19 protein-coding genes and 3 rRNA genes are annotated in these 24,324 nt (G+C 67.3%); 5 read left to right on the plus strand and 17 right to left on the minus strand.

Going from position 1 to position 24,324, the window contains the following annotated elements:
• Positions 1-218: 218 nt before the first annotated feature.
• Complete coding sequence (locus OG985_RS21065; RefSeq protein WP_371669887.1) at positions 219-509, minus strand: glutaredoxin family protein; 291 nt, start codon at positions 507-509, stop codon at positions 219-221.
• A 175-nt stretch (positions 510-684) separates the two neighbouring features.
• Here OG985_RS21065 and OG985_RS21070 point away from each other — a divergent pair, with 175 nt between their 5' ends.
• The 3 genes from OG985_RS21070 to OG985_RS21080 all read left to right on the plus strand — a co-directional run bounded on the left by OG985_RS21070 (position 685) and on the right by OG985_RS21080 (position 4,244).
• Complete coding sequence (locus OG985_RS21070; protein ID WP_371669888.1) at positions 685-1,611, plus strand: HAD family hydrolase; 927 nt, start codon at positions 685-687, stop codon at positions 1,609-1,611.
• A gap of 390 nt (positions 1,612-2,001) precedes the next feature.
• On the plus strand, positions 2,002-2,775 hold the full coding sequence (locus tag OG985_RS21075; protein ID WP_371669889.1) for an ECF subfamily RNA polymerase sigma factor, BldN family: 774 nt from the start codon (positions 2,002-2,004) through the stop codon (positions 2,773-2,775).
• 233 nt (positions 2,776-3,008) lie between these two features.
• The gene (locus OG985_RS21080; RefSeq protein ID WP_371669890.1) at positions 3,009-4,244 is read left to right on the plus strand and encodes a DUF5667 domain-containing protein; all 1,236 of its coding nucleotides are present in this window, start codon (positions 3,009-3,011) and stop codon (positions 4,242-4,244) included.
• Positions 4,245-4,350: 106 nt separating this feature from the next.
• Here the strand turns inward: OG985_RS21080 and OG985_RS21085 are convergent, their stop codons facing one another.
• The 12 genes from OG985_RS21085 to OG985_RS21140 all read right to left on the minus strand — a co-directional run bounded on the left by OG985_RS21085 (position 4,351) and on the right by OG985_RS21140 (position 17,410).
• Positions 4,351-5,424, minus strand: coding sequence for a lysophospholipid acyltransferase family protein (locus OG985_RS21085; protein WP_371669891.1), 1,074 nt, complete (start codon positions 5,422-5,424; stop codon positions 4,351-4,353).
• 14 nt (positions 5,425-5,438) lie between these two features.
• On the minus strand, positions 5,439-6,500 hold the full coding sequence (locus tag OG985_RS21090) for an NAD-dependent epimerase/dehydratase family protein (protein WP_371669892.1): 1,062 nt from the start codon (positions 6,498-6,500) through the stop codon (positions 5,439-5,441).
• A 227-nt stretch (positions 6,501-6,727) separates the two neighbouring features.
• The gene (locus tag OG985_RS21095) at positions 6,728-6,826 is read right to left on the minus strand and encodes a 30S ribosomal protein bS22 (protein ID WP_003948845.1); all 99 of its coding nucleotides are present in this window, start codon (positions 6,824-6,826) and stop codon (positions 6,728-6,730) included.
• A gap of 155 nt (positions 6,827-6,981) precedes the next feature.
• A complete protein-coding gene (locus OG985_RS21100; RefSeq protein WP_004984898.1) occupies positions 6,982-7,194 on the minus strand; it encodes a helix-turn-helix domain-containing protein in 213 nt (70 codons plus the stop codon).
• Positions 7,195-7,323: 129 nt separating this feature from the next.
• Complete coding sequence (locus OG985_RS21105; protein WP_371669893.1) at positions 7,324-8,139, minus strand: phosphatase; 816 nt, start codon at positions 8,137-8,139, stop codon at positions 7,324-7,326.
• Between the two features lie 168 nt (positions 8,140-8,307).
• Positions 8,308-9,480 (minus strand): acetoin utilization protein AcuC, encoded by a 1,173-nt coding sequence (locus OG985_RS21110; protein ID WP_371669894.1) that lies wholly within the window; start codon positions 9,478-9,480, stop codon positions 8,308-8,310.
• Positions 9,431-10,645 carry an MFS transporter gene (locus OG985_RS21115; protein ID WP_371669895.1) on the minus strand — a complete coding sequence of 405 codons (1,215 nt, stop codon included), beginning with the start codon at positions 10,643-10,645 and terminating at the stop codon, positions 9,431-9,433. The genes OG985_RS21110 and OG985_RS21115 overlap by 50 nt, the downstream gene beginning before the upstream one ends.
• Positions 10,646-10,711: 66 nt before the next feature.
• Entirely contained in the window at positions 10,712-11,425 is a 714-nt protein-coding gene (locus OG985_RS21120; RefSeq protein WP_371669896.1) for a VC0807 family protein, read from the minus strand.
• A 93-nt stretch (positions 11,426-11,518) separates the two neighbouring features.
• Positions 11,519-12,163, minus strand: a complete 645-nt coding sequence (locus OG985_RS21125) for an HAD family hydrolase (protein WP_371669897.1) — start codon at positions 12,161-12,163, stop codon at positions 11,519-11,521.
• Positions 12,164-12,233: 70 nt separating this feature from the next.
• Positions 12,234-12,350 (minus strand): 5S ribosomal RNA (rrf, locus tag OG985_RS21130).
• A 91-nt stretch (positions 12,351-12,441) separates the two neighbouring features.
• A 23S ribosomal RNA gene (locus tag OG985_RS21135) occupies positions 12,442-15,566 on the minus strand.
• Positions 15,567-15,885: 319 nt separating this feature from the next.
• Positions 15,886-17,410 (minus strand): 16S ribosomal RNA (locus tag OG985_RS21140).
• Together the 16S, 23S and 5S rRNA genes form the textbook arrangement of a ribosomal RNA operon.
• An 836-nt stretch (positions 17,411-18,246) precedes the next feature.
• Here OG985_RS21140 and trpS point away from each other — a divergent pair.
• Complete coding sequence (gene trpS, locus OG985_RS21145; protein WP_371669898.1) at positions 18,247-19,269, plus strand: tryptophan--tRNA ligase; 1,023 nt, start codon at positions 18,247-18,249, stop codon at positions 19,267-19,269.
• Positions 19,270-19,308: 39 nt separating this feature from the next.
• Here the strand turns inward: trpS and proC are convergent, their stop codons facing one another.
• The 3 genes from proC to OG985_RS21160 form a co-directional block, all read right to left on the minus strand.
• Positions 19,309-20,121 (minus strand): pyrroline-5-carboxylate reductase, encoded by an 813-nt coding sequence (gene proC, locus OG985_RS21150; RefSeq protein WP_371669899.1) that lies wholly within the window; start codon positions 20,119-20,121, stop codon positions 19,309-19,311.
• 104 nt (positions 20,122-20,225) lie between these two features.
• Complete coding sequence (locus OG985_RS21155; protein ID WP_371669900.1) at positions 20,226-21,002, minus strand: ABC transporter permease; 777 nt, start codon at positions 21,000-21,002, stop codon at positions 20,226-20,228.
• Positions 20,999-21,811 (minus strand): ABC transporter ATP-binding protein, encoded by an 813-nt coding sequence (locus OG985_RS21160; protein ID WP_371669901.1) that lies wholly within the window; start codon positions 21,809-21,811, stop codon positions 20,999-21,001. The genes OG985_RS21155 and OG985_RS21160 overlap by 4 nt, the downstream gene beginning before the upstream one ends.
• A gap of 265 nt (positions 21,812-22,076) precedes the next feature.
• On the opposite strand from OG985_RS21160, the gene OG985_RS21165 reads away from it, so the two are divergent.
• The gene (locus tag OG985_RS21165) at positions 22,077-23,510 is read left to right on the plus strand and encodes a SulP family inorganic anion transporter (protein WP_371669902.1); all 1,434 of its coding nucleotides are present in this window, start codon (positions 22,077-22,079) and stop codon (positions 23,508-23,510) included.
• Here the strand turns inward: OG985_RS21165 and OG985_RS21170 are convergent.
• Positions 23,474-24,262, minus strand: a complete 789-nt coding sequence (locus OG985_RS21170; RefSeq protein ID WP_371669903.1) for a class I SAM-dependent methyltransferase — start codon at positions 24,260-24,262, stop codon at positions 23,474-23,476. The two genes, OG985_RS21165 and OG985_RS21170, sit on opposite strands and share 37 nt — an antisense overlap.
• Positions 24,263-24,324: the final 62 nt, after the last annotated feature.

Raw genomic sequence — 24,324 nt, forward strand, 5'->3', positions numbered from 1 at the left:
GGTGTCCGATTTGCCCGGCGAACGTGACCGGGGTCACGCGCCCCCGGCGCACGCACACGGAACCGGCGCACCCGCACCGTCGTTCCTCATCTCTTGGGGGCAAAACCGACACTCTCCTCACCGATCCACGCCCCCGAGACCCCGTCACCATCGATCCTAAGCGAATGTGCGGACCAGTTGGACTGCCCGGTCAGTGACCTTCGGCGCTCCGCGGGGGCTCAGTCAGAGGTCAGCGCCTTGCGCAGCCGCGCCTCGTCCACCCGCCAGAACGTGTGCTGTTCGCCGTCGACGAGTACCACGGGAATCTGCTCCCAGTACTCCCGGTGCAGTTCGGCGTCCTCGGAGATGTCCTTGCGCTCCCAGGGCACCCCCAGGTCGGCGCAGACCTTCTCGATCACGGCCTGTGCGTCGTCACACAGATGACAGCCCGGCTTACGGATCAGGGTGACGAGCCGGTCCTCGGGTACCCGAGCGGGCTTTCGGCGGAAGATGGGACTCATGCCGGCCATTGTCGCGCCGGAACGCGCCCGGCCGGGACCCGTGGGACGCGCCCGGGCGACACGCCGGGCGGATCGGTGCTCCGGCCCGGGGGGATCGGTTCTTTAACGGCACGGTCGCGGAGAGTTCACAGCCTCCAAACCTCGCGACTCCGGAACCCCCGAACAAACTGGCTATGCTCACGCCATGGCCGCTCTTGGATGGCTCACCCCCCGTAGGCGCTTCGCCACGGCGCGGAGCGTGTTGGCAGGCGAGGCCTCGGCAGAGGCAGCGCGCAAGTCGTCGCAGGAGGTCGAGGAGGCCTCCGGCACAGTCGCGGAACCGGTGTTCCCGGTACTCGGCGACGACCGGGCCGCCGCCTTCTTCGATCTCGACAACACCGTCATGCAGGGCGCCGCGCTGTTCCACTTCGGCCGCGGCCTGTACAAGCGGAAGTTCTTCGAGACGCGCGACCTCGCCAAGTTCGCCTGGCAGCAGGCCTGGTTCCGGCTGGCCGGGGTCGAGGATCCCGAACACATGCAGGAGGCCCGCGACTCGGCGCTGTCCATCGTCAAGGGCCACCGCGTCGCCGAACTGCAGTCGATCGGCGAGGAGATCTACGACGAGTACATGGCGGAGCGCATCTGGCCGGGCACCCGCGCCCTGGCCCAGGCGCACCTGGACGCCGGACAGAAGGTGTGGCTGGTGACGGCTGCCCCCGTGGAGATCGCCACGGTGATCGCCCGGCGGCTGGGGCTGACCGGCGCCCTCGGCACGGTCGCCGAGTCGGTCGACGGCGTCTACACGGGCAAGTTGGTCGGCGAACCGCTGCACGGTCCGGCGAAGGCGGAGGCGGTCCGCGCGCTGGCGGCGGCGGAGGGCCTCGACCTCGGCCGTTGCGCCGCCTACAGCGACTCCCACAACGACATCCCGATGCTCTCCCTGGTCGGACACCCCTACGCCATCAACCCGGACTCCAAACTGCGCAAGCACGCCCGCCGACTGGAATGGCGGCTGCGCGACTACCGCACGGGCCGCAAGGCGGCCAAGGTCGGCATCCCGGCGGCGGCGGGCGTGGGCGCGGTGGCCGGCGGTACGGCGGCGGCGATCGCCCTGCACCGGCGCCGGCGCTGACCCGAGCCCGCCCGGACACCTGACCGCACCGACGCCCGGCCCGCGTGATCGATCCGGCCACCCCGGCGGCGTCCGCGCACCAAACCCGGCCAATCCACGGGTCGTACCCCAACAAGCCGCTGTCCAGTCCCGTTGGCTGCACACGGCCACAACACGCCCCGGACCATGACGGAACGCGACCTATTTCGATCAATAAACGGTCACTCTGCGGCAGTTGATCGGGCACCAATCGGTTACAGAAGCGACGTAATCGATGATTTGAGCAACTGGGTGTAGCAGTGCCTGCACTAAGCGTTATTCTCCTCAGACGCACACCGGTACCCATCCGTCGCTACGACGGGTGAACGATCCGGCACTGCACGTGATGGAAGCTCTGCCTCTGGGAGTCCCGTGTACCCACACGTCGGGGTTGACGCCTCGGGCCTGGCTACGCTGCGCGCAACGGTCCAAGACCTGTTGCGCGGCTTCGTCCCCACCGCGTACGCCGTCCCCACCCTCGCCGTAGCAACCGACCCTGTCGGCCCCTGCTACGCACTTGCCGAAGGCAGCGCCGCCGTCGGCAGACGAGGGCGCTCTACCGGCGCCGCCACCGCCCGCCGTCCCGCCGCGGACAGCGACAGCGCCCGCATGATGGACCTCGTCGAACGTGCCCAGGCCGGCGAGGCCGACGCTTTCGGGCGTCTTTACGACCAGTACAGCGACACCGTGTACCGGTACATCTACTACCGCGTGGGGGGCAAGGCGACCGCCGAGGACCTCACGAGTGAGACGTTCCTGCGGGCACTGCGCAGGATCGGCACCTTCACCTGGCAGGGCCGCGACTTCGGCGCGTGGCTGGTCACCATTGCCCGCAACCTGGTCGCCGACCACTTCAAGTCGAGCCGCTTCCGGCTGGAGGTCACCACCGGCGAGATGCTCGACGCCAACGAGGTCGCGCGGTCGCCGGAGGACTCCGTCCTGGAGTCCCTCTCCAACGCCGCCCTCCTCGACGCCGTACGGCGGCTCAACCCGCAGCAGCAGGAGTGCGTGACGCTCCGCTTCCTCCAGGGCCTCTCCGTCGCCGAGACCGCCCGGGTGATGGGCAAGAACGAGGGCGCCATCAAGACCCTCCAGTACCGGGCCGTACGCACCCTCGCCCGGCTCCTCCCGGACGACGCCCGCTGACCGGCCACTCCACGTAACACCCAATTCGCTTACGGTGAAAGTCCGTTGACTCCCCCATCTGATCATCCGTCGTCCGTAACCCAAGTGCCGCGCCACTCGTTGTGCGGGATGCAGGCTCCCTGTGGTCACCCCCTGGCCGAGTTCGATCACTCGATCGAGTGCGTTTGGTCAGGGTGTGCAACCCTCAGGACCCCCTGGGGAGTCGACCGTCATGACGAGAGGAGGTGCCGCCAGTGATCGCGAACGTATCGGCGCACCGGCGGGCGAACGCCTTCGCCCAGGCCCTGGAGGAATCCCACCGGGGCCCGGCGGCCGAGCAGTCCGAAGGACCGGCACCGTCCTCGGCTGCTGCGGAACAGACCGAGCGGGGCCGCATGCTGGCCTTCGCCGAAGGTCTCGGCGAGTTGCCCAAACCCGAGCTGGACCCCGAGGTCAAGGTCGTCCAGCGGGCCCAGCTGGTGGCCATGTTCGAGGCCATGATGCTGGAGGGCACCGCCGGAGGCGAGGCCGCCGGCACGTCCGTGCCCGAACAGCGGTCCCGGGCCAGAGGCGCACACCGGGCGTCCCCACTGGGCAGACTGCGACCGCGTTCGCGGCTGACGAAGGGCCTCGCCGCGGGCGGGCTCAGCGTCGGCGTCGCCGCGGGAGCGTTCGGCGGAGTGGCCGCCGCGAGTTCGGACGCCCTGCCCGGCGACTCGCTCTACGGCCTCAAGCGCGGCATCGAGGACTTCAAGCTCACCTACCTGTCCGACGGGGACGACGAGCGCGGCCAGGCCTATCTCGACCAGGCCTCCACCCGCCTCAGCGAGGCCCGCCGACTGATCGAGCGCGACCGCGGCGGCCCCCTGGACCACGAGTCCCTGGGCGAGATCCGGCGCACCCTGTCCGGCATGCAGTACGACGCCTCCGAGGGCCACCGGCTGCTGCACGAGGCGTACCGGCGCGACCCGGACTCCCTGAGCCCCATGCAGGCTCTCTCCGCCTTCTCCCACTCGCACCGGGACGTCTGGGGGGCCCTGCGAGACCGGCTGCCCGTGCAGCTCGGCGATGTGAGCCGACAGGTGTCGTCGGTCTTCGACGCCATAGACGAAGAGGTCGCCCCGCTGCAGTCCCTGCTCCCGCAGCCTCCCGCCCGCACCGGCGGCACCGGTCAGCGCCAGCGTTCGGGCCCCCCTTCCGCGGGTTCGTCCGGCACGCACCGGTCGACCGCGCCCAGCACCGGCAGCGGCCCCTCGGACGGAAGCCGGACCGGCAGCGGCAGCGGCACCCCGAGCGACTCGGCCGGCACCGCCACCGAAGGTGGTGGCCTGATCGGCGGCGACACCGGCGGCCTGCTCGACCCGCCGCAGGACACCGGCACCGCGTCCCCGTCCAGCAGCACCCCGCCGGGCGAGCCGGACGTCACCCTTCCCCCGCTCCTCCCGGGCCTGCTGCCCGGCCTGGGCATCGACAGCGAGGACGCGGACTGAGTCCGTACGACAGCGGGGGCGCCCCTCTCACGAGGGGCGCCCCCGCTGTCGTACGCGAAGAGCTTCTTCCGTCAGGTGTCCCTGCAGAACGGCGTCCGGGCGGAGCTCAGAAGAACACCGACCGGCGCTGCACCAGCAGCTTGTACAGGGTGTGCTGGATCTGCTCCCTGACCTGGTCGGTCAGGTTGAACATCAGCATCGGGTCCTCGGCCGCCTCCGGCGGATAGCCGTCCGTCGGGATCGGCTCGCCGAACTGGATCGTCCACTTCGTCGGCAGCGGGATCGCACCGAGCGGGCCGAGCCACGGGAAGGTCGGCGTGAGCGGGAAGTACGGGAAGCCCAGCACCCGGGCCAGCGTCTTGGCGTTGCCGATCATCGGGTAGATCTCCTCGGCCCCGACGATCGAGCACGGGATGATCGGGGTGCCGTGGCGCAGGGCGGTGGAGACGAAGCCGCCCCGGCCGAACCGCTGCAGCTTGTACCGCTCGTTGAAGGGCTTGCCGATGCCCTTGAAACCCTCCGGCATGACCCCGACCAGCTCGCCCTGGCCCAGCAGCCGCTCGGCGTCCTCCCCGCAGGCCAGGGTGTGGCCGAGCTTGCGCGCCAGCTCGTTGACCACGGGCAGCATGAAGACCAGGTCCGCCGCGAGCAGCCGCAGGTGCCGCCCGGCCGGATGGTTGTCGTGGACGGCGACCTGCAGCATCAGGCCGTCCAGCGGCAGCGTGCCGGAGTGGTTGGCGACGATCAGCGCGCCGCCGTCGGAGGGGATGTTCTCGATGCCCTTCACCTCCACCCGGAAGTACTTCTCGTACAGCGGGCGCAGCAGGGACATCAGGACCTGGTCGGTCAGCTCCGCGTCGTAACCGAAGTCGTCGACCTCGTAGTCACCGGTGAGGCGGCGGCGCAGGAAGGCCAGGCCGCCGGCGACACGCCTTTCCAGGCCACCGGGCTCGTCGGCGTGGCCGCCGACGGACTGCGGCTGCTGGGGCGGCTGTTCCTCACTGGTCACAGGAACATCATCCTGCGCGGTGGCCGCGGTGGGCAGGGGCTGGACCTCGCGCATCAGCGCGTTTTCCGTGCTCTTGCGCCGGCTTCCCGTACTCCGGCGCCGCGGCGGCCGCTGCGCGGCACTCCCGCGGGACCGGTCGTCGTCGAACGGAATGACCTTGGCATCCGCCATCGTTGATGCGCTCCTCAGTTGGCGCTCGTCGTCGGGAGGTGGCCGCCGCCCGCGAGGGGCAGCGCGGCGATCCGGTCGACGGCCCCGGCAACAGCCTCGGGCGGCAGGAGTCCGGGGCCGTGGCTGCGTGCGAAGTCCGCGAAGGTCTCCGCCGTCGTGTACTTCGGCGTGAATCCGAGCGTTTCACGCATCTGGTCCGTCGACACCACCCGGCCGTGGGTGAGCAGCCGGATCTGCTCGGGCGAGAAGTCCGTCATACCCAGCGTACGCACCAGGGAGCCGGCCCAGGTGACCGCGGGAAGCAGCAGGGGCACGGTGGGGCGGCCCAGGCGCCGCGAGCACTGGGACAGCAGCAGGAGGCCGTCGCCCGCGATGTTGAAGGTGCCGCTGTTGAGCGTGCCGCGTTCCGGATCGTGCGAGGCGATCCGCAGCACCTCGATCACGTCGTCCTCGTGCACGAACTGCAGCCGCGGGTCGTAGCCGAACACGGTCGGCAGGACGGGCAGCGAGAAGTACGAGGCGAGCGGCGAATCGGCGGCCGGGCCGAGGATGTTGGCGAACCGCAGCACACTCACGGCGACGTCGGGCCGGCGCCGCGCGAAGCCCCGCACATACCCCTCGACCTCCACCGTGTCCTTGGCGAAGCCGCCGCTGGGCAGCGACTTGGGCGGGGTCGTCTCGGTGAAGACGGCGGGGTCGCGGGGCGCCGACCCGTAGACGTTGGTGCTGGACTTCACGACCAGACGCTTGACGGTGGGGGATTTCTGACAGGCGCCGAGCAGCTGCATGGTGCCGATGACGTTGGTCTCCTTGACCGTGGTCCGGCTGCCGCTGCCCAGCGCGGTCGCGGTCACGTCCATGTGGACGACCGTGTCGGCCGCCGTCTCGGCGAGCACGCGCGCGATGCCGGGCTGGCGGATGTCGGCCTGGATGAAGTCCGCGCCGCCCAGGTGGTGCTCGGGCGGGACCGCGTCCACGGCGATCACCCGGTCCACCTGCGGGTCACGCTGGATCCGTCGTACGAACCGGCCCCCCAACCTGCGGGCCACTCCGGTCACGAGCACGACCTTGCCCAAGATCAGCGCCTTCCTTCCAGCCTCGTGCGGCCCGCCTGCGGCTCTCGCACGGCTCCTGTACGGCTCCTGCAACGTGCCGCGTTCCCCTGTGCGGCCAACTTAGCGGTTCGGTGTTGCGCTGTGATGACCACCCGCTGCGCGAAGTGACGACTTCCGGCCCCCGCGTACGCGAGTGGCCCCCCACCATCATGGGTGGGGGGCCACAGAACGCGCTCTCGCGTCGTCGCTTACTTCTTGTTGCGACGCTGAACGCGCGTGCGCTTGAGCAGCTTGCGGTGCTTCTTCTTGGCCATCCGCTTGCGCCGCTTCTTGATAACAGAGCCCACGACTACCCTCGCTCACTTCTCATCACTCGGTGTTTGGGCGCCATGGGCCCACACGACCTACGAGGGGCTAGCCTACCCGCCCGAGAGCTGAGCTCGTAATCGAGGGGACGGGGGAGGCCCGGGGACAGCCCCGGAGATCTCCCCCGCCGCCGCCGTCAGGCTGTTTCCACCCCCACATAACTCTCGCGGAGGTACTCGTGAACCGCTTGCTCCGGGACTCGGAACGACCGTCCTACCCGGATCGCGGGCAGATGACCGCTGTGCACCAGCCGGTACACGGTCATCTTCGACACTCGCATCACCGAGGCGACCTCCGCCACGGTAAGGAACTGAACCTCGTTCAGAGGCCTCTCGCCAGCTGCAGCCATGACACACCTGAACCTTCCGCACTCGACGGTCACCGGCTTCCCCTTCCGGTGACTCTTCGTCGTTGCGTGCTCACTCCCCAATGTAGGGGCGGGTGATGCAAGTGGGGAAGAGGTGCACCCATCGGCGGCCTACTGTGACAGACACGCTCGATTGAGTACGTAGCGGGTCAGCGGCCGGTAGTAATCGGACCGCACGGCGTCATCAAGTGGAACGACGACGGACACGCGCCCCTCCGCCTCGCCGACGAAGAGGGCGGGATCGTCGGTGTCGGCGAGCCCGATGGCCTCGAACCCCAGCTGACCTGCTCCGCAGACCCATCCGTGATCCCCGATCACCAGCTCGGGCAGGGTCCCACCGGCCTCCGCGGCCCCGGCCAGCGCGATACGAACCGGGAGCGGCGAGTGCGTGTGTGCGCCGGTCGCACAACCGGGGCGAGAAGTGCCTGGTTCGCGTACGAGCGCGACTCGCCGTACGTAGTCGAGGTTGTACGTGCGTAGACCGAACCGGGTCGTTATGTCGACACAGTGACCCTGCGACGGGGTGAGGACGACACATCCCGCCGCCGACAACGCGTCCGCGAGGGCGGCGTAGAAACCGAGCAGCCGGTGCGGGTGTCCGGTGCCGATGAGCACGGGTGCGGCACGGCGGGCCACCACGGCGAGCCGGTCTGCGAAGGCGTCGAGGGCGGCCAGCGTGCGCTCAGGATCGATCACATCATGACCCGAGACGCACTTCGGATCGGCCGAAACCCCACACTTGTCCGCCATCAGTTCGATCAGATCCCGCTGCTGCCAGGTCCATTCCGGGTCGAGACCGATCAGTACGCGGGGGTCGCGAGCAGCGAACAGCCGGTAACTCCGCAGGCTCTCCTCCCGGGAGGTGGCCACCGGCCCGGCGAGGCGGGCGGCCAGGAGGTGGGCACGCAGGGCCCCGGTGCTCAACACGTGAGTGATGGTGACCGATGAGGAGTGAGGGCGGCAGGGGAACAGCCGAAACACCGCACTGTTGGCGTAATGCCCGTTCCGTGACGTCCGGCGGTGCCCGTACCCCGGACGTACGGCCGGTGCCCGTTCCGCGGACGTACGGCCGGACGCGAGCAGCCGCCCCACCGGCTACGCCAGCAGCCCCCGCAGCGGAAAGACCGCGCGGCGAGCGGCCACCACCGCCTGGTCCAGCCGGTCCGCGGGGTCGTACCCCGCCTCCCAGTCGGCCCACGACACCGGCCACCGCCCGTCCGTCATCCGCATCGGCGCCAACTGCCGCGTACGGGCGAACACTTCCTGCCGCCAGCTCTCCGGAATCATGGTCTCGGGCGCCACCTCCCGACCCGCGGCGATCCCCACCAGATGGGTCCACGACCGCGGCACGACCTCGACCACCGCGTACCCGCCCCCGCCGAGCGCGACCCACCGCCCCTCGGCGTACTCGTGCGCCAGGTCGTGACAGGCCACCTGCACCGCCCGCTGCGCGTCCAGCGAGACGGCCAGATGCGCCAGCGGATCCTCGAAATGCGTGTCGGCCCCGTGCTGGGTCACGAGAACCTGCGGCCGGAAGTCGGCGATCAGTTCGGGCACGACGGCGTGAAAGGCCCGCAGCCAGCCCGCGTCCCCGGTCCCGGCCGGCAACGCCACATTGACCGCACTGCCCTCCGCGCAGTCCGCACCCGTCTCCTCCGGCCACCCCGTCTGCGGGAACAACGTCCGCGGATGCTCGTGCAGGGAGATCGTCAGAACCCGGGGGTCCTCCCAGAACGCGGCCTGCACACCGTCACCGTGGTGCACGTCGACGTCGACATAGGCGACCCGCTCGGCACCCAGCTCCAACAACCGGGCGATGGCGAGCGAGGCGTCGTTGTAGATACAGAACCCCGAGGCGGCCCCGGGCATCGCGTGGTGCAGCCCGCCCGCGAAGTTCACCGCGTGCAGCGCCTCCCCGCGCCACACGGCCTCCGCCGCCCCCACCGACTGCCCGGCGATGAGCGCCGACACCTGGTGCATCCCGGCGAACGCCGGATCGTCCATCGTCCCCAGCCCGTACGACCCGTCGGCCGCCCCGGGGTCGGCGGAGGCCGCCTTCACGGCCTCGACGTAGTCGTCCCGGTGGACGAGCCGCAAGGTCGACTCCCCGGCCGGCTTGGCCGCGACGACATCCACCTCCCGGTCCAGGCCGAAGGCGTCGACGAGCCTCCGGGTCAGGGCCAGCCTGATCGGGTCCATCGGATGGTCCCGACCGAAGTCATAGCCCGTTACTGCCTCGTCCCACATCAGCTGTGCGCGGCCGCTCATGCCCGCCACCGTATCGGTCCGGTTGAGGGGCGAACGACCTGGCGTACACGAGCGTCACCAGCACCAACACCATCGGCACGAGCATGGCCCCCCGGTAGGTCCACGCGTCCCCGAGCGCCCCCACCAGAGGCGACCCGATCAGAAAGCCCACGTAGTTGAAGATGTTGAGCCGCGCGATGGCCGCGTCGGACGCCCCGGGAAACAGCCGCCCCGCCGCCGCGAAGGTCTGCGGCACCAGCACGCACAGGCCCAGCCCCAGCAGGGTGAAACCGAGCATGCCCACCCACGCCCCGGGAGCCACGGCCACCACGGCGAACCCGAGCGCCGCGACCAGCGCCCCCAGCCGTACGACCGCCACGGCCCCGAACCGCCGTACCCCGACGTCCCCGATCGCCCGCCCGAGGAGCGTGGTCACCATGTACACGTTGTACGGCACCGTCGCCAGCTGCTCCGAGCTCCCCAGCACGTCCTGCAGGTACTTCGCGCTCCAGTTGGAGACCGTCGAGTCCCCGATGTACGCGAACGTCATCACCAGGCACAGCGGCAGGAGCAGCTTGAAGACCAGCGGCCCCGCCTCACCACCGGTGTCCTCCTTCACCGGGCCCGCGTCCCCGTCGACGTACCACCGGCTGCCCACCAGCACGGTCGGCAGCAGAACCGCCGCCACCGGCAGATACGACACCCACAGCGCCAGATGCCAGTGCGCCCCGACCCAGGCGAGCGACGCCCCGATGATCCCGCCCAGGCTGTACGCGGCATGGAAACTCAGCATGATGCTGCGCCCGTACGTCCGCTGCAGCGAGACCCCGAGCATGTTCATGGACGCGTCGAGCGCTCCGACGGCGAGCCCGAACACGCCGAGCGCGACCGCCAGTTCCACCATGGAGTCGCCCGCCCCGACCCCGAGCAGCGCCAGGAGCACGACGGGCTGGGACCAGCGCAGCAGCCGGCTCGGCCGTATGCGCTTGACCAGGTGCTCGGTCGTGACGCTCCCGACTCCCGCGAGGATCGGCACGGCGGCCAGGAAGGCGGGCAGCAGCCCGTCGGAGACGCCGTACCGGTCCTGGATGGCCGGGATGCGCGTCACGAGCAACGCGAAGGCGGCGCCCTGAGCGAAGAAGCTGAACGCCAACGAGGCCCTACCGCGCCGCAGCACATCTGTCATGGCGGCGAGCGTAGGGCCCCGGCGTACTCGTGGGTAGATCCAGCCAAAGATGAATTTCCCTCAGCTTTAGCGGACGAGGGCGACCTCGGGCGCCACGGCGGGCGACAGGGAGACCCGGCTCCCGCCCTTCCGCGCCTCGACCTCGGCGGCCAGCATCCCGGCCATGGGTCCCGCGGCCAGAGCCCCGCTGACGAGGAAACCGAGCACCATCGCGACGATCATGATGACCGAACCGAGCCACACCATCGTGTCGACCGGCAGCGTGTACGCCCCCACGACCCGCACCACACACTCGCCGAGCAGCACCACACCCCAGACCAGGGAGAAGACCCGCTCGGCCCGCCGGAACCGCGACGATCCGCTCAGCAGCCCCGCCCACGCGGCCTCCCTCGCCGCATCACCCTTCACCAGCCACGGCTTCATGGCCGCGGTCATCATCGGCCTGCCCATCGCCACGGAGACCAGAATGCCGATACCGATCGCGCTGCTGACCCCGCTGTCCTTGGCGAGCATCAACCGCGGGTCGCCGGCGACGAAGCTGAGCAGCAGCCCCACGACGTTCACGAAGAGGATGAGCGCGGCGAACCCGTTGACCGTCCGGTCCCTCACGACACCCCACCCGGTCCGCAGGGCCGGCACCACGCTGCTCCAGCCGAGCGCGGCGAGGGTGCTCATCCCGAATCCGTTCCTGAGCAGGTAGTACGACCCGATGGGCACCGCCACATCCATGAGCAGCGGAGCGAGGTTGTGCTTCATGCCGGACTTCCGGTTCGTCGTCATGCCCTCAGCTTCGCGGCAGGTGCCCACCCGGGAGTAGAAACGATCGTCCGGAGCTCCGCATGACAAATGTCAGCGCCCTTCCAGTGGCGGGGATCATCTGAGCAGGTCAGCCAACTCCGCCATGTCATCGAAGAGTTCGCCAGAGCCGACGAGGTTGTCGGCGGGCGTCATGGCGGTGAACCCGACGACGTTCATCCCGGCCGCGACGGCCGCCCGCACGCCCAGCGGACTGTCCTCGACCACCACACACCGCGCGGGTTCGACCCCCATCCGCTCGGCCGCGTACAGGAAGAGATCGGGTGCCGGCTTTCCCCGCCCCACGTCCTGCGCACTGAAGATCCTCGCGTCGTCGAACCACCGGTCGAGTCCGGTCTTCCGATGCCCGACCCGGATCCGCTCATGACTCCCGGAAGACGCCACACAGTAGGGAACCCCGTCGGCGGCCAGCTTCTCGAAAACGCCGAACACCCCGGGGACGGGCTCCAGTTCCCGCTCGAAGGCCGCGAACACCCGCCGGTGGAAGCTGTCGTCGAAGTCGGCCGGCAACCGCTGTCCGGTGCGCTCCTGGACGAGGTCGTGGATCCGGTGCATCGCGGACCCCATGTAGTCCCGGATGGAGTCCTCGTAGGTGGTCGGGTGCCCCAGCTCGGTCAGATAGGCGGCCAGCAGCCGGTTGGAGATCGGCTCGCTGTCGACGAGGACGCCGTCATTGTCGAAGATAACCAGGTCGTAGCGCATACATCGACCCTAAACGAGCCCGAACGCAGAAAACCCCCGCACCTGAGGTGCGGGGGTTTTCCCAAGATTTGTTCGGCGGTGTCCTACTCTCCCACAGGGTCCCCCCTGCAGTACCATCGGCGCTGTGAGGCTTAGCTTCCGGGTTCGGAATGTAACCGGGCGTTTCCCTCACGCTATGACCACCGAAACACTATGAAACAGACAACCGCACCACACCCGTGACCATGGGCATGGGGTTGTTCGTGGTTTCAGAACCAACACAGTGGACGCGAGCAACTGAGGACAAGCCCTCGGCCTATTAGTACCGGTCACCTCCACACCTTACGGTGCTTCCAGATCCGGCCTATCAACCCAGTCGTCTACTGGGAGCCTTAACCCCTCAAAGGGGGTGGGAATACTCATCTCGAAGCAGGCTTCCCGCTTAGATGCTTTCAGCGGTTATCCCTCCCGAACGTAGCCAACCAGCCATGCCCTTGGCAGGACAACTGGCACACCAGAGGTTCGTCCGTCCCGGTCCTCTCGTACTAGGGACAGCCCTTCTCAATATTCCTGCGCGCGCAGCGGATAGGGACCGAACTGTCTCACGACGTTCTAAACCCAGCTCGCGTACCGCTTTAATGGGCGAACAGCCCAACCCTTGGGACCGACTCCAGCCCCAGGATGCGACGAGCCGACATCGAGGTGCCAAACCATCCCGTCGATATGGACTCTTGGGGAAGATCAGCCTGTTATCCCCGGGGTACCTTTTATCCGTTGAGCGACGGCGCTTCCACAAGCCACCGCCGGATCACTAGTCCCGACTTTCGTCCCTGCTCGACCCGTCGGTCTCACAGTCAAGCTCCCTTGTGCACTTACACTCAACACCTGATTGCCAACCAGGCTGAGGGAACCTTTGGGCGCCTCCGTTACTCTTTAGGAGGCAACCGCCCCAGTTAAACTACCCATCAGACACTGTCCCTGATCCGGATCACGGACCCAGGTTAGACATCCAGCACGACCAGACTGGTATTTCAACGACGACTCCACCTGAACTGGCGTCCAAGCTTCACAGTCTCCCAGCTATCCTACACAAGCCGAACCGAACACCAATATCAAACTGTAGTAAAGGTCCCGGGGTCTTTCCGTCCTGCTGCGCGAAACGAGCATCTTTACTCGTAGTGCAATTTCACCGGGCCTATGGTTGAGACAGTCGAGAAGTCGTTACGCCATTCGTGCAGGTCGGAACTTACCCGACAAGGAATTTCGCTACCTTAGGATGGTTATAGTTACCACCGCCGTTTACTGGCGCTTAAGTTCTCAGCTTCGCACGCCCGAAAGCGCACTAACCGGTCCCCTTAACGTTCCAGCACCGGGCAGGCGTCAGTCCGTATACATCGCCTTACGGCTTCGCACGGACCTGTGTTTTTAGTAAACAGTCGCTTCTCGCTGGTCTCTGCGGCCACCCCCAGCTCACCGAGTAAATCGGATCACCAGTGATGGCCCCCCTTCTCCCGAAGTTACGGGGGCATTTTGCCGAGTTCCTTAACCATAGTTCACCCGAACGCCTCGGTATTCTCTACCTGACCACCTGAGTCGGTTTAGGGTACGGGCCGCCATGAAACTCGCTAGAGGCTTTTCTCGACAGCATAGGATCATCCACTTCACCACAATCGGCTCGGCATCAGGTCTCAGACTATGTGCTGTCCGGATTTACCTGGACAACGTCCTACACCCTTACCCCGGGACAACCACCGCCCGGGATGGACTACCTTCCTGCGTCACCCCATCACTCACCTACTGCAGGTCTGGTCCGTCGGCTCCACCACTTTCCTTTCCCCGAAGGGTCCGGAACGGCTTCACGGACTTAGCATCGCCTGGTTCAATGTTTGACGCTTCACAGCGGGTACCGGAATATCAACCGGTTATCCATCGACTACGCCTGTCGGCCTCGCCTTAGGTCCCGACTTACCCTGGGCAGATCAGCTTGACCCAGGAACCCTTAGTCAATCGGCGCACACGTTTCTCACGTGTGTATCGCTACTCATGCCTGCATTCTCACTCGTGAACCGTCCACCACTGCCTTCCGGCGCGGCTTCACCCGGCACACGACGCTCCCCTACCCATCCATACTCCCGTTGGGGATATGTGTATGAATGACACGACTTCGGCGGTACGCTTGAGCCCCGCTACATTGTCGGCGCGGAATCACTAGACCAGTGAGCTATTACGCACTCTTTCAAGGGTGGCTGCTTCTAAGCCAACCTCCTGGTTGTCTGTGCGACTCCACATCCTTTCCCACTTAGCGTACGCTTAGGGGCCTTAGTCGATGCTCTGGGCTGTTTCCCTCTCGACCATGGAGCTTATCCCCCACAGTCTCACTGCCGTGCTCTCACTTACCGGCATTCGGAGTTTGGCTAAGGTCAGTAACCCGGTAGGGCCCATCGCCTATCCAGTGCTCTACCTCCGGCAAGAAACACACGACGCTGCACCTAAATGCATTTCGGGGAGAACCAGCTATCACGGAGTTTGATTGGCCTTTCACCCCTAACCACAGGTCATCCCCCAGGTTTTCAACCCTGGTGGGTTCGGTCCTCCACGAAGTCTTACCTCCGCTTCAACCTGCCCATGGCTAGATCACTCCGCTTCGGGTCTTGAGCGCGCTACTGAATCGCCCTGTTCGGACTCGCTTTCGCTACGGCTTCCCCACACGGGTTAACCTCGCAACACACCGCAAACTCGCAGGCTCATTCTTCAAAAGGCACGCAGTCACGACGCATTGAGTAAACTCAATGCGCGACGCTCCCACGGCTTGTAGGCACACGGTTTCAGGTACTATTTCACTCCGCTCCCGCGGTACTTTTCACCATTCCCTCACGGTACTATCCGCTATCGGTCACCAGGGAATATTTAGGCTTAGCGGGTGGTCCCGCCAGATTCACACGGGATTTCTCGGGCCCCGTGCTACTTGGGTGTCTCTCAAACGAGCCGTTGACGTTTCGACTACGGGGGTCTTACCCTCTACGCCGGACCTTTCGCATGTCCTTCGCCTACATCAACGGTTTCTGACTCGCCTCACAGCCGGCAGACTGTGAAAGAGAGATCCCACAACCCCGCATACGCAACCCCTGCCGGGTCTCACACGTATACGGTTTGGCCTCATCCGGTTTCGCTCGCCACTACTCCCGGAATCACGGTTGTTTTCTCTTCCTGCGGGTACTGAGATGTTTCACTTCCCCGCGTTCCCTCCACATACCCTATGTGTTCAGGTATGGGTGACAGCCCATGACGACTGCCGGGTTTCCCCATTCGGAAACCCCCGGATCAAAGCCTGGTTGACGACTCCCCGGGGACTATCGTGGCCTCCCACGTCCTTCATCGGTTCCTGGTGCCAAGGCATCCACCGTGCGCCCTTAAAAACTTGGCCACAGATGCTCGCGTCCACTGTGCAGTTCTCAAACAACGACCAACCACCCGTCACAACCCGCCGAAGCAGATTTTCACCGGGGCCGGCACTGAAGGCAGCCAGACTATCGGCCGTACCCTCAGATACCCAACAGCGTGCCCGACCGCATCCCGTCCGAAGATCATGCTTTCCACACTCTTACGAGCAGTACTTGCAGCCTCCGACCCGGAAACCCGGCCGAATAATCAACGTTCCACCCATGAGCAACCACCGTCGAACGTATGCCGACGTAATGGCCCTGGACCACCAGACAATGCCTGGCGGCCTAGATGCTCCTTAGAAAGGAGGTGATCCAGCCGCACCTTCCGGTACGGCTACCTTGTTACGACTTCGTCCCAATCGCCAGTCCCACCTTCGACAGCTCCCTCCCACAAGGGGTTGGGCCACCGGCTTCGGGTGTTACCGACTTTCGTGACGTGACGGGCGGTGTGTACAAGGCCCGGGAACGTATTCACCGCAGCAATGCTGATCTGCGATTACTAGCAACTCCGACTTCATGGGGTCGAGTTGCAGACCCCAATCCGAACTGAGACAGGCTTTTTGAGATTCGCTCCACCTCACGGTATCGCAGCTCATTGTACCTGCCATTGTAGCACGTGTGCAGCCCAAGACATAAGGGGCATGATGACTTGACGTCGTCCCCACCTTCCTCCGAGTTGACCCCGGCAGTCTCCTGTGAGTCCCCATCACCCCGAAGGGCATGCTGGCAACACAGAACAAGGGTTGCGCTCGTTGCGGGACTTAACCCAACATCTCACGACACGAGCTGACGACAGCCATGCACCACCTGTCACCCGACCACAAGGGGGCACCATCTCTGATGCTTTCCGGGCGATGTCAAGCCTTGGTAAGGTTCTTCGCGTTGCGTCGAATTAAGCCACATGCTCCGCTGCTTGTGCGGGCCCCCGTCAATTCCTTTGAGTTTTAGCCTTGCGGCCGTACTCCCCAGGCGGGGAACTTAATGCGTTAGCTGCGGCACCGACGACGTGGAATGTCGCCAACACCTAGTTCCCACCGTTTACGGCGTGGACTACCAGGGTATCTAATCCTGTTCGCTCCCCACGCTTTCGCTCCTCAGCGTCAGTAATGGCCCAGAGATCCGCCTTCGCCACCGGTGTTCCTCCTGATATCTGCGCATTTCACCGCTACACCAGGAATTCCGATCTCCCCTACCACACTCTAGCCTGCCCGTATCGACTGCAGACCCGGGGTTAAGCCCCGGGCTTTCACAACCGACGCGACAAGCCGCCTACGAGCTCTTTACGCCCAATAATTCCGGACAACGCTTGCGCCCTACGTATTACCGCGGCTGCTGGCACGTAGTTAGCCGGCGCTTCTTCTGCAGGTACCGTCACTTTCGCTTCTTCCCTGCTGAAAGAGGTTTACAACCCGAAGGCCGTCATCCCTCACGCGGCGTCGCTGCATCAGGCTTTCGCCCATTGTGCAATATTCCCCACTGCTGCCTCCCGTAGGAGTCTGGGCCGTGTCTCAGTCCCAGTGTGGCCGGTCGCCCTCTCAGGCCGGCTACCCGTCGTCGCCTTGGTGAGCCATTACCTCACCAACAAGCTGATAGGCCGCGGGCTCATCCTTCACCGCCGGAGCTTTTAACCCCCACAGATGCCTGCAGGAGTATTATCCGGTATTAGACCCCGTTTCCAGGGCTTGTCCCAGAGTGAAGGGCAGATTGCCCACGTGTTACTCACCCGTTCGCCACTAATCCCCACCGAAGTGGTTCATCGTTCGACTTGCATGTGTTAAGCACGCCGCCAGCGTTCGTCCTGAGCCAGGATCAAACTCTCCGTGAATGTTGTCCCGTAATCGGGATGACACCACGAGAGCGGAACAGCCAGGCGGAATAAGCCCGGCCGTTCACAGCGTCCTCGCTGTGTTTACTTCAAAGGAACCACGCCCCGACCAGACGGCCGGAGACGGGGTATCAACATATCTGGCGTTGATTTTGGCACGCTGTTGAGTTCTCAAGGAACGGACGCTTCCTTTGTACTCACCCGAGACACTGTCTCGCGGCTTTCCTCCGGGCGCTTCCCTTCGGTCTTGCGTTTCCGACTCTATCAGACCGTTTCCGGTTCCGATTTCCTCGGTGCTTTCCAGGTTTCCGCTTTCGCGTTTCCCTTTCCGGCGGTTCCGACTCTATCAGATCCTTTCGGGCCTGACTCCCAGTCAGCGGGCTTGTCATCCCGGCTGTTGGGCCGTTCCGACGAGTGAGACTTTAGCGGATTCCCGGCTCCCGAGCTAATCGGGGACCTGCGCTCTTTCGAACACGGATTCCTCATTTCGCGAATACACATGCCAATGACACGACAGCAGGACAACTGCTCGTCGAGTGTTGTTGGTACTTGCGGAATGGCTGTCCGGGGACCGACCGGGGTCGGCGCTCACGTCGGACAACTCGGAGAACAGTACGTACCGGCTCGGGGCGTGTCAACTCCACTCCGGAGGGGGGTTCGGCGGCGTAGGCTGACAGGCATGACCACGCATACGTGCACCCAGCAGTGGTGGGCCGCCTGACAGCGGCCGCAGTCACGTATGCATCCAGCGGCCGCCGACTCGGCGGCCGTTTTCGTATCCCCCTCCAGGAGGGCCGGCCGGCCGGGTGCGGCGGTCTCGACCAGGAGGAGAAGAGATGACGCGGGTCTTCAGCGGAGTCAAGCCGACCGGGCATCTGACGCTGGGGAACTACCTCGGGGCCATGCGGCGGTGGGCCGCCGTCGACCAGCACCAGGCGGACGCGCTGTTCTGCGTCGTCGATCTGCATGCCCTGACCGTGGACCACGATCCGGCGCGGGTGCGTCGGCTCAGTCGGCAGGCGGCGACGCTGTTGCTGGCGACGGGGCTGGATCCCGAGCTGTGCACCCTTTTCGTACAGAGTCATGTGGACGAGCACGCGCGGTTGTCGTATGTGCTGGAGTGCGTGGCCACCGACGGCGAGATGCGGCGGATGATCCAGTACAAGGAGAAGGCCGCGCTGGAGCGGGAGCGGGGCGGCAGCGTCCGGTTGTCCTTGCTGACGTATCCGGTGCTGATGGCGGCCGACATCCTCGCGTACGCGAGCGACGAGGTGCCTGTGGGTGACGACCAGGCTCAGCACGTGGAGCTGACCCGGGATCTGGCCGTGCGGTTCAACCAGCGGTACGGGCACACGTTCGTGGTGCCCCGGGCCACGCATCCGGCGGTCGGGGCGCGCGTGATGAATCTGCAGGAGCCGCTGTCGAAGATGGGCAAGAGCGACGACGCGGGGCCGGGCATCGTCTATCTGCTGGACGAGCCGGACGTCGTGCGGAAGAAGGTCGGGCGAGCGGTGACCGACAGCGGGCGAGAGGTCGTGTACGACCGGGCGGCACGGCCTGGCCTGGCCAACCTGCTCGAGATCCTCGCCGCGTGCACGGGTGGGAACCCGGAGGAGCTGAGCGGTGTATATGAGTCGTACGGCGCCTTGAAGAAGGACACGGCGGAGGCCGTGGTGGAGCTCCTCAGGCCCGTACAGGACAGGCACAGGGAGCTGTGCGCGGATCCCGCGTATGTGGAGGGGGTGCTGCGGGATGGTGCGGAGAGGGCGCGGGCCATGGCGCGGCCGACCGTGGATGCCGCCTACCGTGCGATCGGGCTGCTGCCGGCGGCTGATACCGCGCTGAGTGTGGCGCGGTAGGTGCGCTGTGCCGCCCCCTGGGGCAGGGGCGGCGCGGTGTCAGCTGCTGTTGCCGGAGGCCAGCGCGCGGCTGCGGTCGCGGGCGGCTTCGAGGGCGGCGATGAGGGCGGCGCGTACGCCGTGGTTCTCGAGTTCGCGGATGGCGTTGATCGTGGTGCCGGCGGGGGAGGTGACGTTCTCCCTGAGCTTGACCGGGTGTTCGCCGCTGTCGCGGAGCATGACGGCGGCGCCGATCGCGGACTGCACGATCAGGTCGTGGGCCTTGTCGCGGGGCAGGCCCAGCAGGATGCCGGCGTCGGTCATGGCTTCGACCAGGTAGAAGAAGTACGCCGGGCCGGAGCCGGAGAGGGCCGTGCAGGCGTCCTGCTGTGACTCGGGGACGCGGAGTGTCTTGCCCACGGCGCCGAAGATCTCCTCGGCGTGGGCCAGGTGGTCGGCGGTGGCGTGGCTGCCCGCTGAGATGACCGACATGGCCTCGTCGACGAGGGCGGGAGTGTTCGTCATGACGCGGACGACCGGGGTGCCCGTGGCGAGGCGCTCCTCGAAGAAGGAGGTGGGGATGCCTGCCGCACCGCTGATGATCAGGCGGTCGGCGGGGACGTGGGGGGCGAGTTCGTCGAGGAGGGTGCCCATGTCCTGCGGTTTGACGGTGAGGATCAGCGTGTCGGCGGACTTGGCGGCCTCCGCGTTGGTGACCGGGGTGACTCCGTGCCGGGTGCGGAGTTCCTCGGCTCGCTCGGGTCGGCGGGCGGTGACCAGGAGGTCCGCCGGGGCCCAGCCTGCGCGGATCATTCCGCTGAGCAGGGCTTCGCCGATCTTGCCGGTGCCGAGGACTGCGACTTTCTGCGTCATGGCTGGGGCCCTCCGGAGGGTGCGTCGTCCGGGTTCATCCTCGCACCGGGAAGCGTCGGCCCGGGCGAGGTGTCCGGTGGCCGGACGCCTGCCAGCCGTGCGGGTCACTCGGTTCGGCGTCGCAGGGTGGCGGCGCCCAGTCCCAGGACGAGCAGTGCGCAGCCCGCCACGATCAGCGCGTCCCGGACGAAGGTCGCCGTCATGTCCGTGTGTTTGAGGACCTCGTTCATGCCGTCGACCGCGTAGGACATCGGGAGGACGTCGGAGATGGCCTCGAGCACCGGGTGCATGTTGGAGCGCGGGGTGAAGAGGCCGCAGAGGAGGAGTTGGGGGAAGATCACCGCCGGCATGAACTGGACCGCCTGGAATTCCGAGGCCGCGAAGGCCGAGACGAAGAGACCGAGGGCCGTACCGAGGAGCGCGTCGAGGAGGGCCACCAGCAGGAGGAGCCAGGGGCTGCCGGTGACGTCCAGGCCCAGGAACCAGACCGCGAGGCCCGTCGCCAGGACGGACTGGACGATGGCGACGGCACCGAAGGCGAGGGCGTAGCCGGCGATCAGGTCGCCTTTGCCGAGGGGCATGGCGAGGAGGCGTTCGAGGGTGCCCGAGGTGCGTTCCCGCAGGGTGGCGATGGAGGTGACCAGGAACATCGTGATCAGGGGGAAGATGCCGAGGAGTGACGCTCCGGTGCCGTCGAAGGTGCGCGGGCTGCCGTCGAAGACGTAGCGCAGCAGCACGAGCATGACGCAGGGGATGAGGATCATCATCGCGATCGTGCGCGGGTCGTGGCGGAGCTGGCGCAGGACCCGGGTGGCGGTGGCGGTGGTGCGGGCGGCGCTGAGGGCGCTGGTGGAGGTCCGGGTGCTCGTCGTCGTACTCATCGGGCCGTTTCCTTTCGGTGGCCTGCGGCGACGGCCTCGTCGACCAGGTGCAGGAACGCCGCCTCGACCGTGTCCGAGCCGGTGCGGGCGCGGAGGGCGTCCGGGGTGTCGTCGGCGAGGATTTCGCCCTCGCGCATCAGCAGCAGGCGGTGGCAGCGCTCGGCCTCGTCCATGACGTGGGAGGAGATGAGGAGCGTCGCGCCGCGGGAGGTGGCGATGTCGTGGAAGAGGTTCCACAGGTCGCGGCGCAGGACCGGGTCCAGGCCGACCGTCGGTTCGTCGAGGACCAGCAGTTCGGGGGTGCCCAGGAGTGCCACGGCGAGGGAGACGCGGTTGCGCTGGCCACCGGAGAGGTTGCCGGCGAGGGCGTCCGCGTGGGAGGTGAGGTCGACGTCCGCGATGGCTCGGGTGACGTCGGCGTCGCGGCGGTCGGCTGCCGCGCGGCCGGGGTCTAGGATCGCGGCGAAGTAGTCGAGGTTCTGGCGGACCGTCAGGTCGTCGTAGACGGAGGGGGCTTGGGTGACGTAGCCGATGCGGGTGCGGAGGGAGGGGTGGCCCGCGGGGCTGCCCAGGACGTCCAGCGTGCCGGTGACCTTTGCCTGGGTGCCGACGATCGAGCGCATGAGGGTCGACTTGCCGCAGCCGGAGGGCCCGAGGAGCCCGGTGATCTGGCCGCGGGGGACGGTGAAGTCGAGGGCGCGCAGGACGGTGCGGGGGCCTCGGACGACGGTGAGCCCTTCGGCGCGTACGGCTGGGCTCCGGACGGTGCCGGGCTCCGTGTCGGGTGGACCGGAGGAGTAATTCATCATGTGATGAATAATGCTCGCGGGCGACGGCGCCGTCAAGTGAGGGCGCGCGGTGCGGTGCAGGCGTGTGCCGGCGCGATCAGAAGCGGAGGTTCCGGCTCGTGTGCCTCCGCGCGCCCGAGGCGGTACCGCCGACCTGCTGCGCGGCCGACCTCCCTTTACGACAATGGATTTCAGTGCGAGGTCATATGCCTGGCATGCAGGTCCGCCATGCCCTCCCCCGGCTCAGCGCCCGCGCATCTCCTCGATCGCCGGAGGTGCTTCTGTCATGCGCTGTCGCGTACGCAAGGACGATCTGCTCGCTTCTCTCGTCGTGTTCCTCGTCGCGCTGCCTCTGTGCGTGGGCGTCGCCATGGCCTCCGGTGTGCCCGCCGAGCTGGGGCTGGTCACCGGCATCGTCGGCGGGCTGGTCGCCGGGTCGCTGCCCGGCAGCAGCCTTCAGGTCAGCGGACCGGCGGCGGGACTGACGGTGCTGGTGTACGAGGCCGTGCAGAGGTACGGCCTCGAGGCGCTCGGTGTGCTCGTGTTCGGCGCCGGACTGGTGCAGTTGGGGCTCGGGGCGCTCAGGCTCGGGCGGTGGTTCCGCGCTGTCTCCGTGGCTGTCGTGCACGGGATGCTCGCCGGGATCGGGCTGGTGCTGGTCGTCGGCCAGGTCTACGCGCTCGGTGACGTGGCAGCGCCGGCGAGCGGCCTCGGGAAGATCACCGGGTTGGTGTCGCTGCCCGGGCTCGGGGATCCGGTGGCGTTGTCGGTGGGCGCCGGCACCATCGCCGTAGTGCTCATGTGGCCGCGGTGGAAGCGGGGGGCGCGGCTGATGCCCGCGCCGCTCATGGCGGTGGCGCTGGCGGCCGCCGTGACCGGGGTGTTCGACCTGGGTGTGCGGCGGGTGGAGGTGCGGGGGCTGCTGGAGTCCGTGCGGCTGCCGGAGGCCGGGGACTTCGGGCGGCTCACGGGGGTGGGCGTGATCGGGACCGTCCTCGCCTTCGCGCTGATCGCGTCCGCGGAGTCGCTGTTCGGCGCGGCGGCGGTGGACCGGCTGCACCGGGGTGCGCGCACCGACTACGACCGGGAGTTGATGGCGCAGGGCGCCGGGAACGCGGTCTGCGGGATGCTCGGGGCCCTGCCGATGACGGCGGTCGTCGTGCGCAGCGCGGCGAACGTGCGGGCCGGGGCGCGGACGAAGGCGGCACGGGTGCTGCACGGAGGTTGGCTGCTGGTGTTCACGGTCGGGGTTCCCGGGCTGCTCGGGGCGATTCCGGTGGCGGCGTTGGCGGGGTTGCTGGTGCACGCGGGCTGCGCACTCGTGCCGGTCCGGGAGGTGCGGGGGCTGTGGCGCGAGCACCGGGGTGAGGCCGTCGTGCTGGGGGTGACGGCGGGGGCGATCGTGTTCGGCAACGTCTTCGAGGGAGTGTTGGTGGGACTCGCGCTGGCCGTCGGGAAGACGGCGTGGGACACGAGCCAAGTGCACGTGGAGACCGAGGACCTGGGAGAGGCGGGGCTTCACGTACGGGTGCTGGGGCACGCGACCTTCCTGCGGCTGCCGAAGCTGCTCGACGCGCTGGAGGCGTTGCCGCACGACCGGAGGGTGCGGCTGGAGTTGGGCGGGCTGCGGCACGTGGACCACGCGTGTGCGGCGGCCATCGGGAACTGGGCCGCCGCCCGCGATCACGCCTTGACGGCGAGTGCCAGGTCGACGTCGTAGACCTCTTCTACGAATCCGTCGGGGAAGGCCCGCAGCAGGTGCCGGCGTTCCTCGGCGAGGAAGACGGCGGCCGCCTCCTCGGCCAGGGTGAGGAAGACGGAGTGGCTGCCGACGTTCGCGAGGTGCGTGTCGATGGAGACGCGCCGGCTCCAGCGGACCTCGCGGCGGACGAAGTCGAGGCGTCCGGCGGGGTCGGCGGCGCGAGTGCCGGCCCGTGCCTTCTCCTCCGCGAGGTCGATGCCGAGGAAGCGCCCGATGCGGTCGGCCTCCTCGGCGATCCACGGCACGTCGAGGGCGTCGGTGTTCCACCACAGGGCGAGCGCGCCGCCCGGACGCAGGACGCGTACGGCCTCCGGGACCGACTCGGCGGGGTCGGTCCAGTGCCAGGACTGGGCGTAGGCGAGAAGGTCGGCGCAGGCGTCGGCCAGGGGAAGGGAGTTGCCGTTCCCCCTGAGGATCGGGATGCCGGGGAGGGTGCGGCGGAACTCGGCGGCCATGCCCTCGCCCGGTTCGACCGCGACCACCTCGGCACCGCGCTCGTGGAGCAGGGCGGTGGAGATGCCGGTCCCGGCGCCGATGTCCGCGACTCGCGCACCCGCCAGGGACCGGCCGGACAGCTCCTCGATCGCGTCGAAGAGGGCTGGTGGATACGTGGGGCGGTTGGCCGCGTACTGGGCCGCGGCGGCATTGAAGGAGTGCGCCCGGACGGCAGGCGAGGCAGGCGCGCGGTGGGGTGCCGAGGATGCGGTCATACGACCATGGTGGTGGGAGTGGGTGCGGGGCGCGGGGTGTTTTCGGTGAGAGGCGGGCTGGG

This window comes from Streptomyces sp. NBC_00289, assembly GCF_041435115.1.
Taxonomy (GTDB): Bacteria; Actinomycetota; Actinomycetes; order Streptomycetales; family Streptomycetaceae; genus Streptomyces.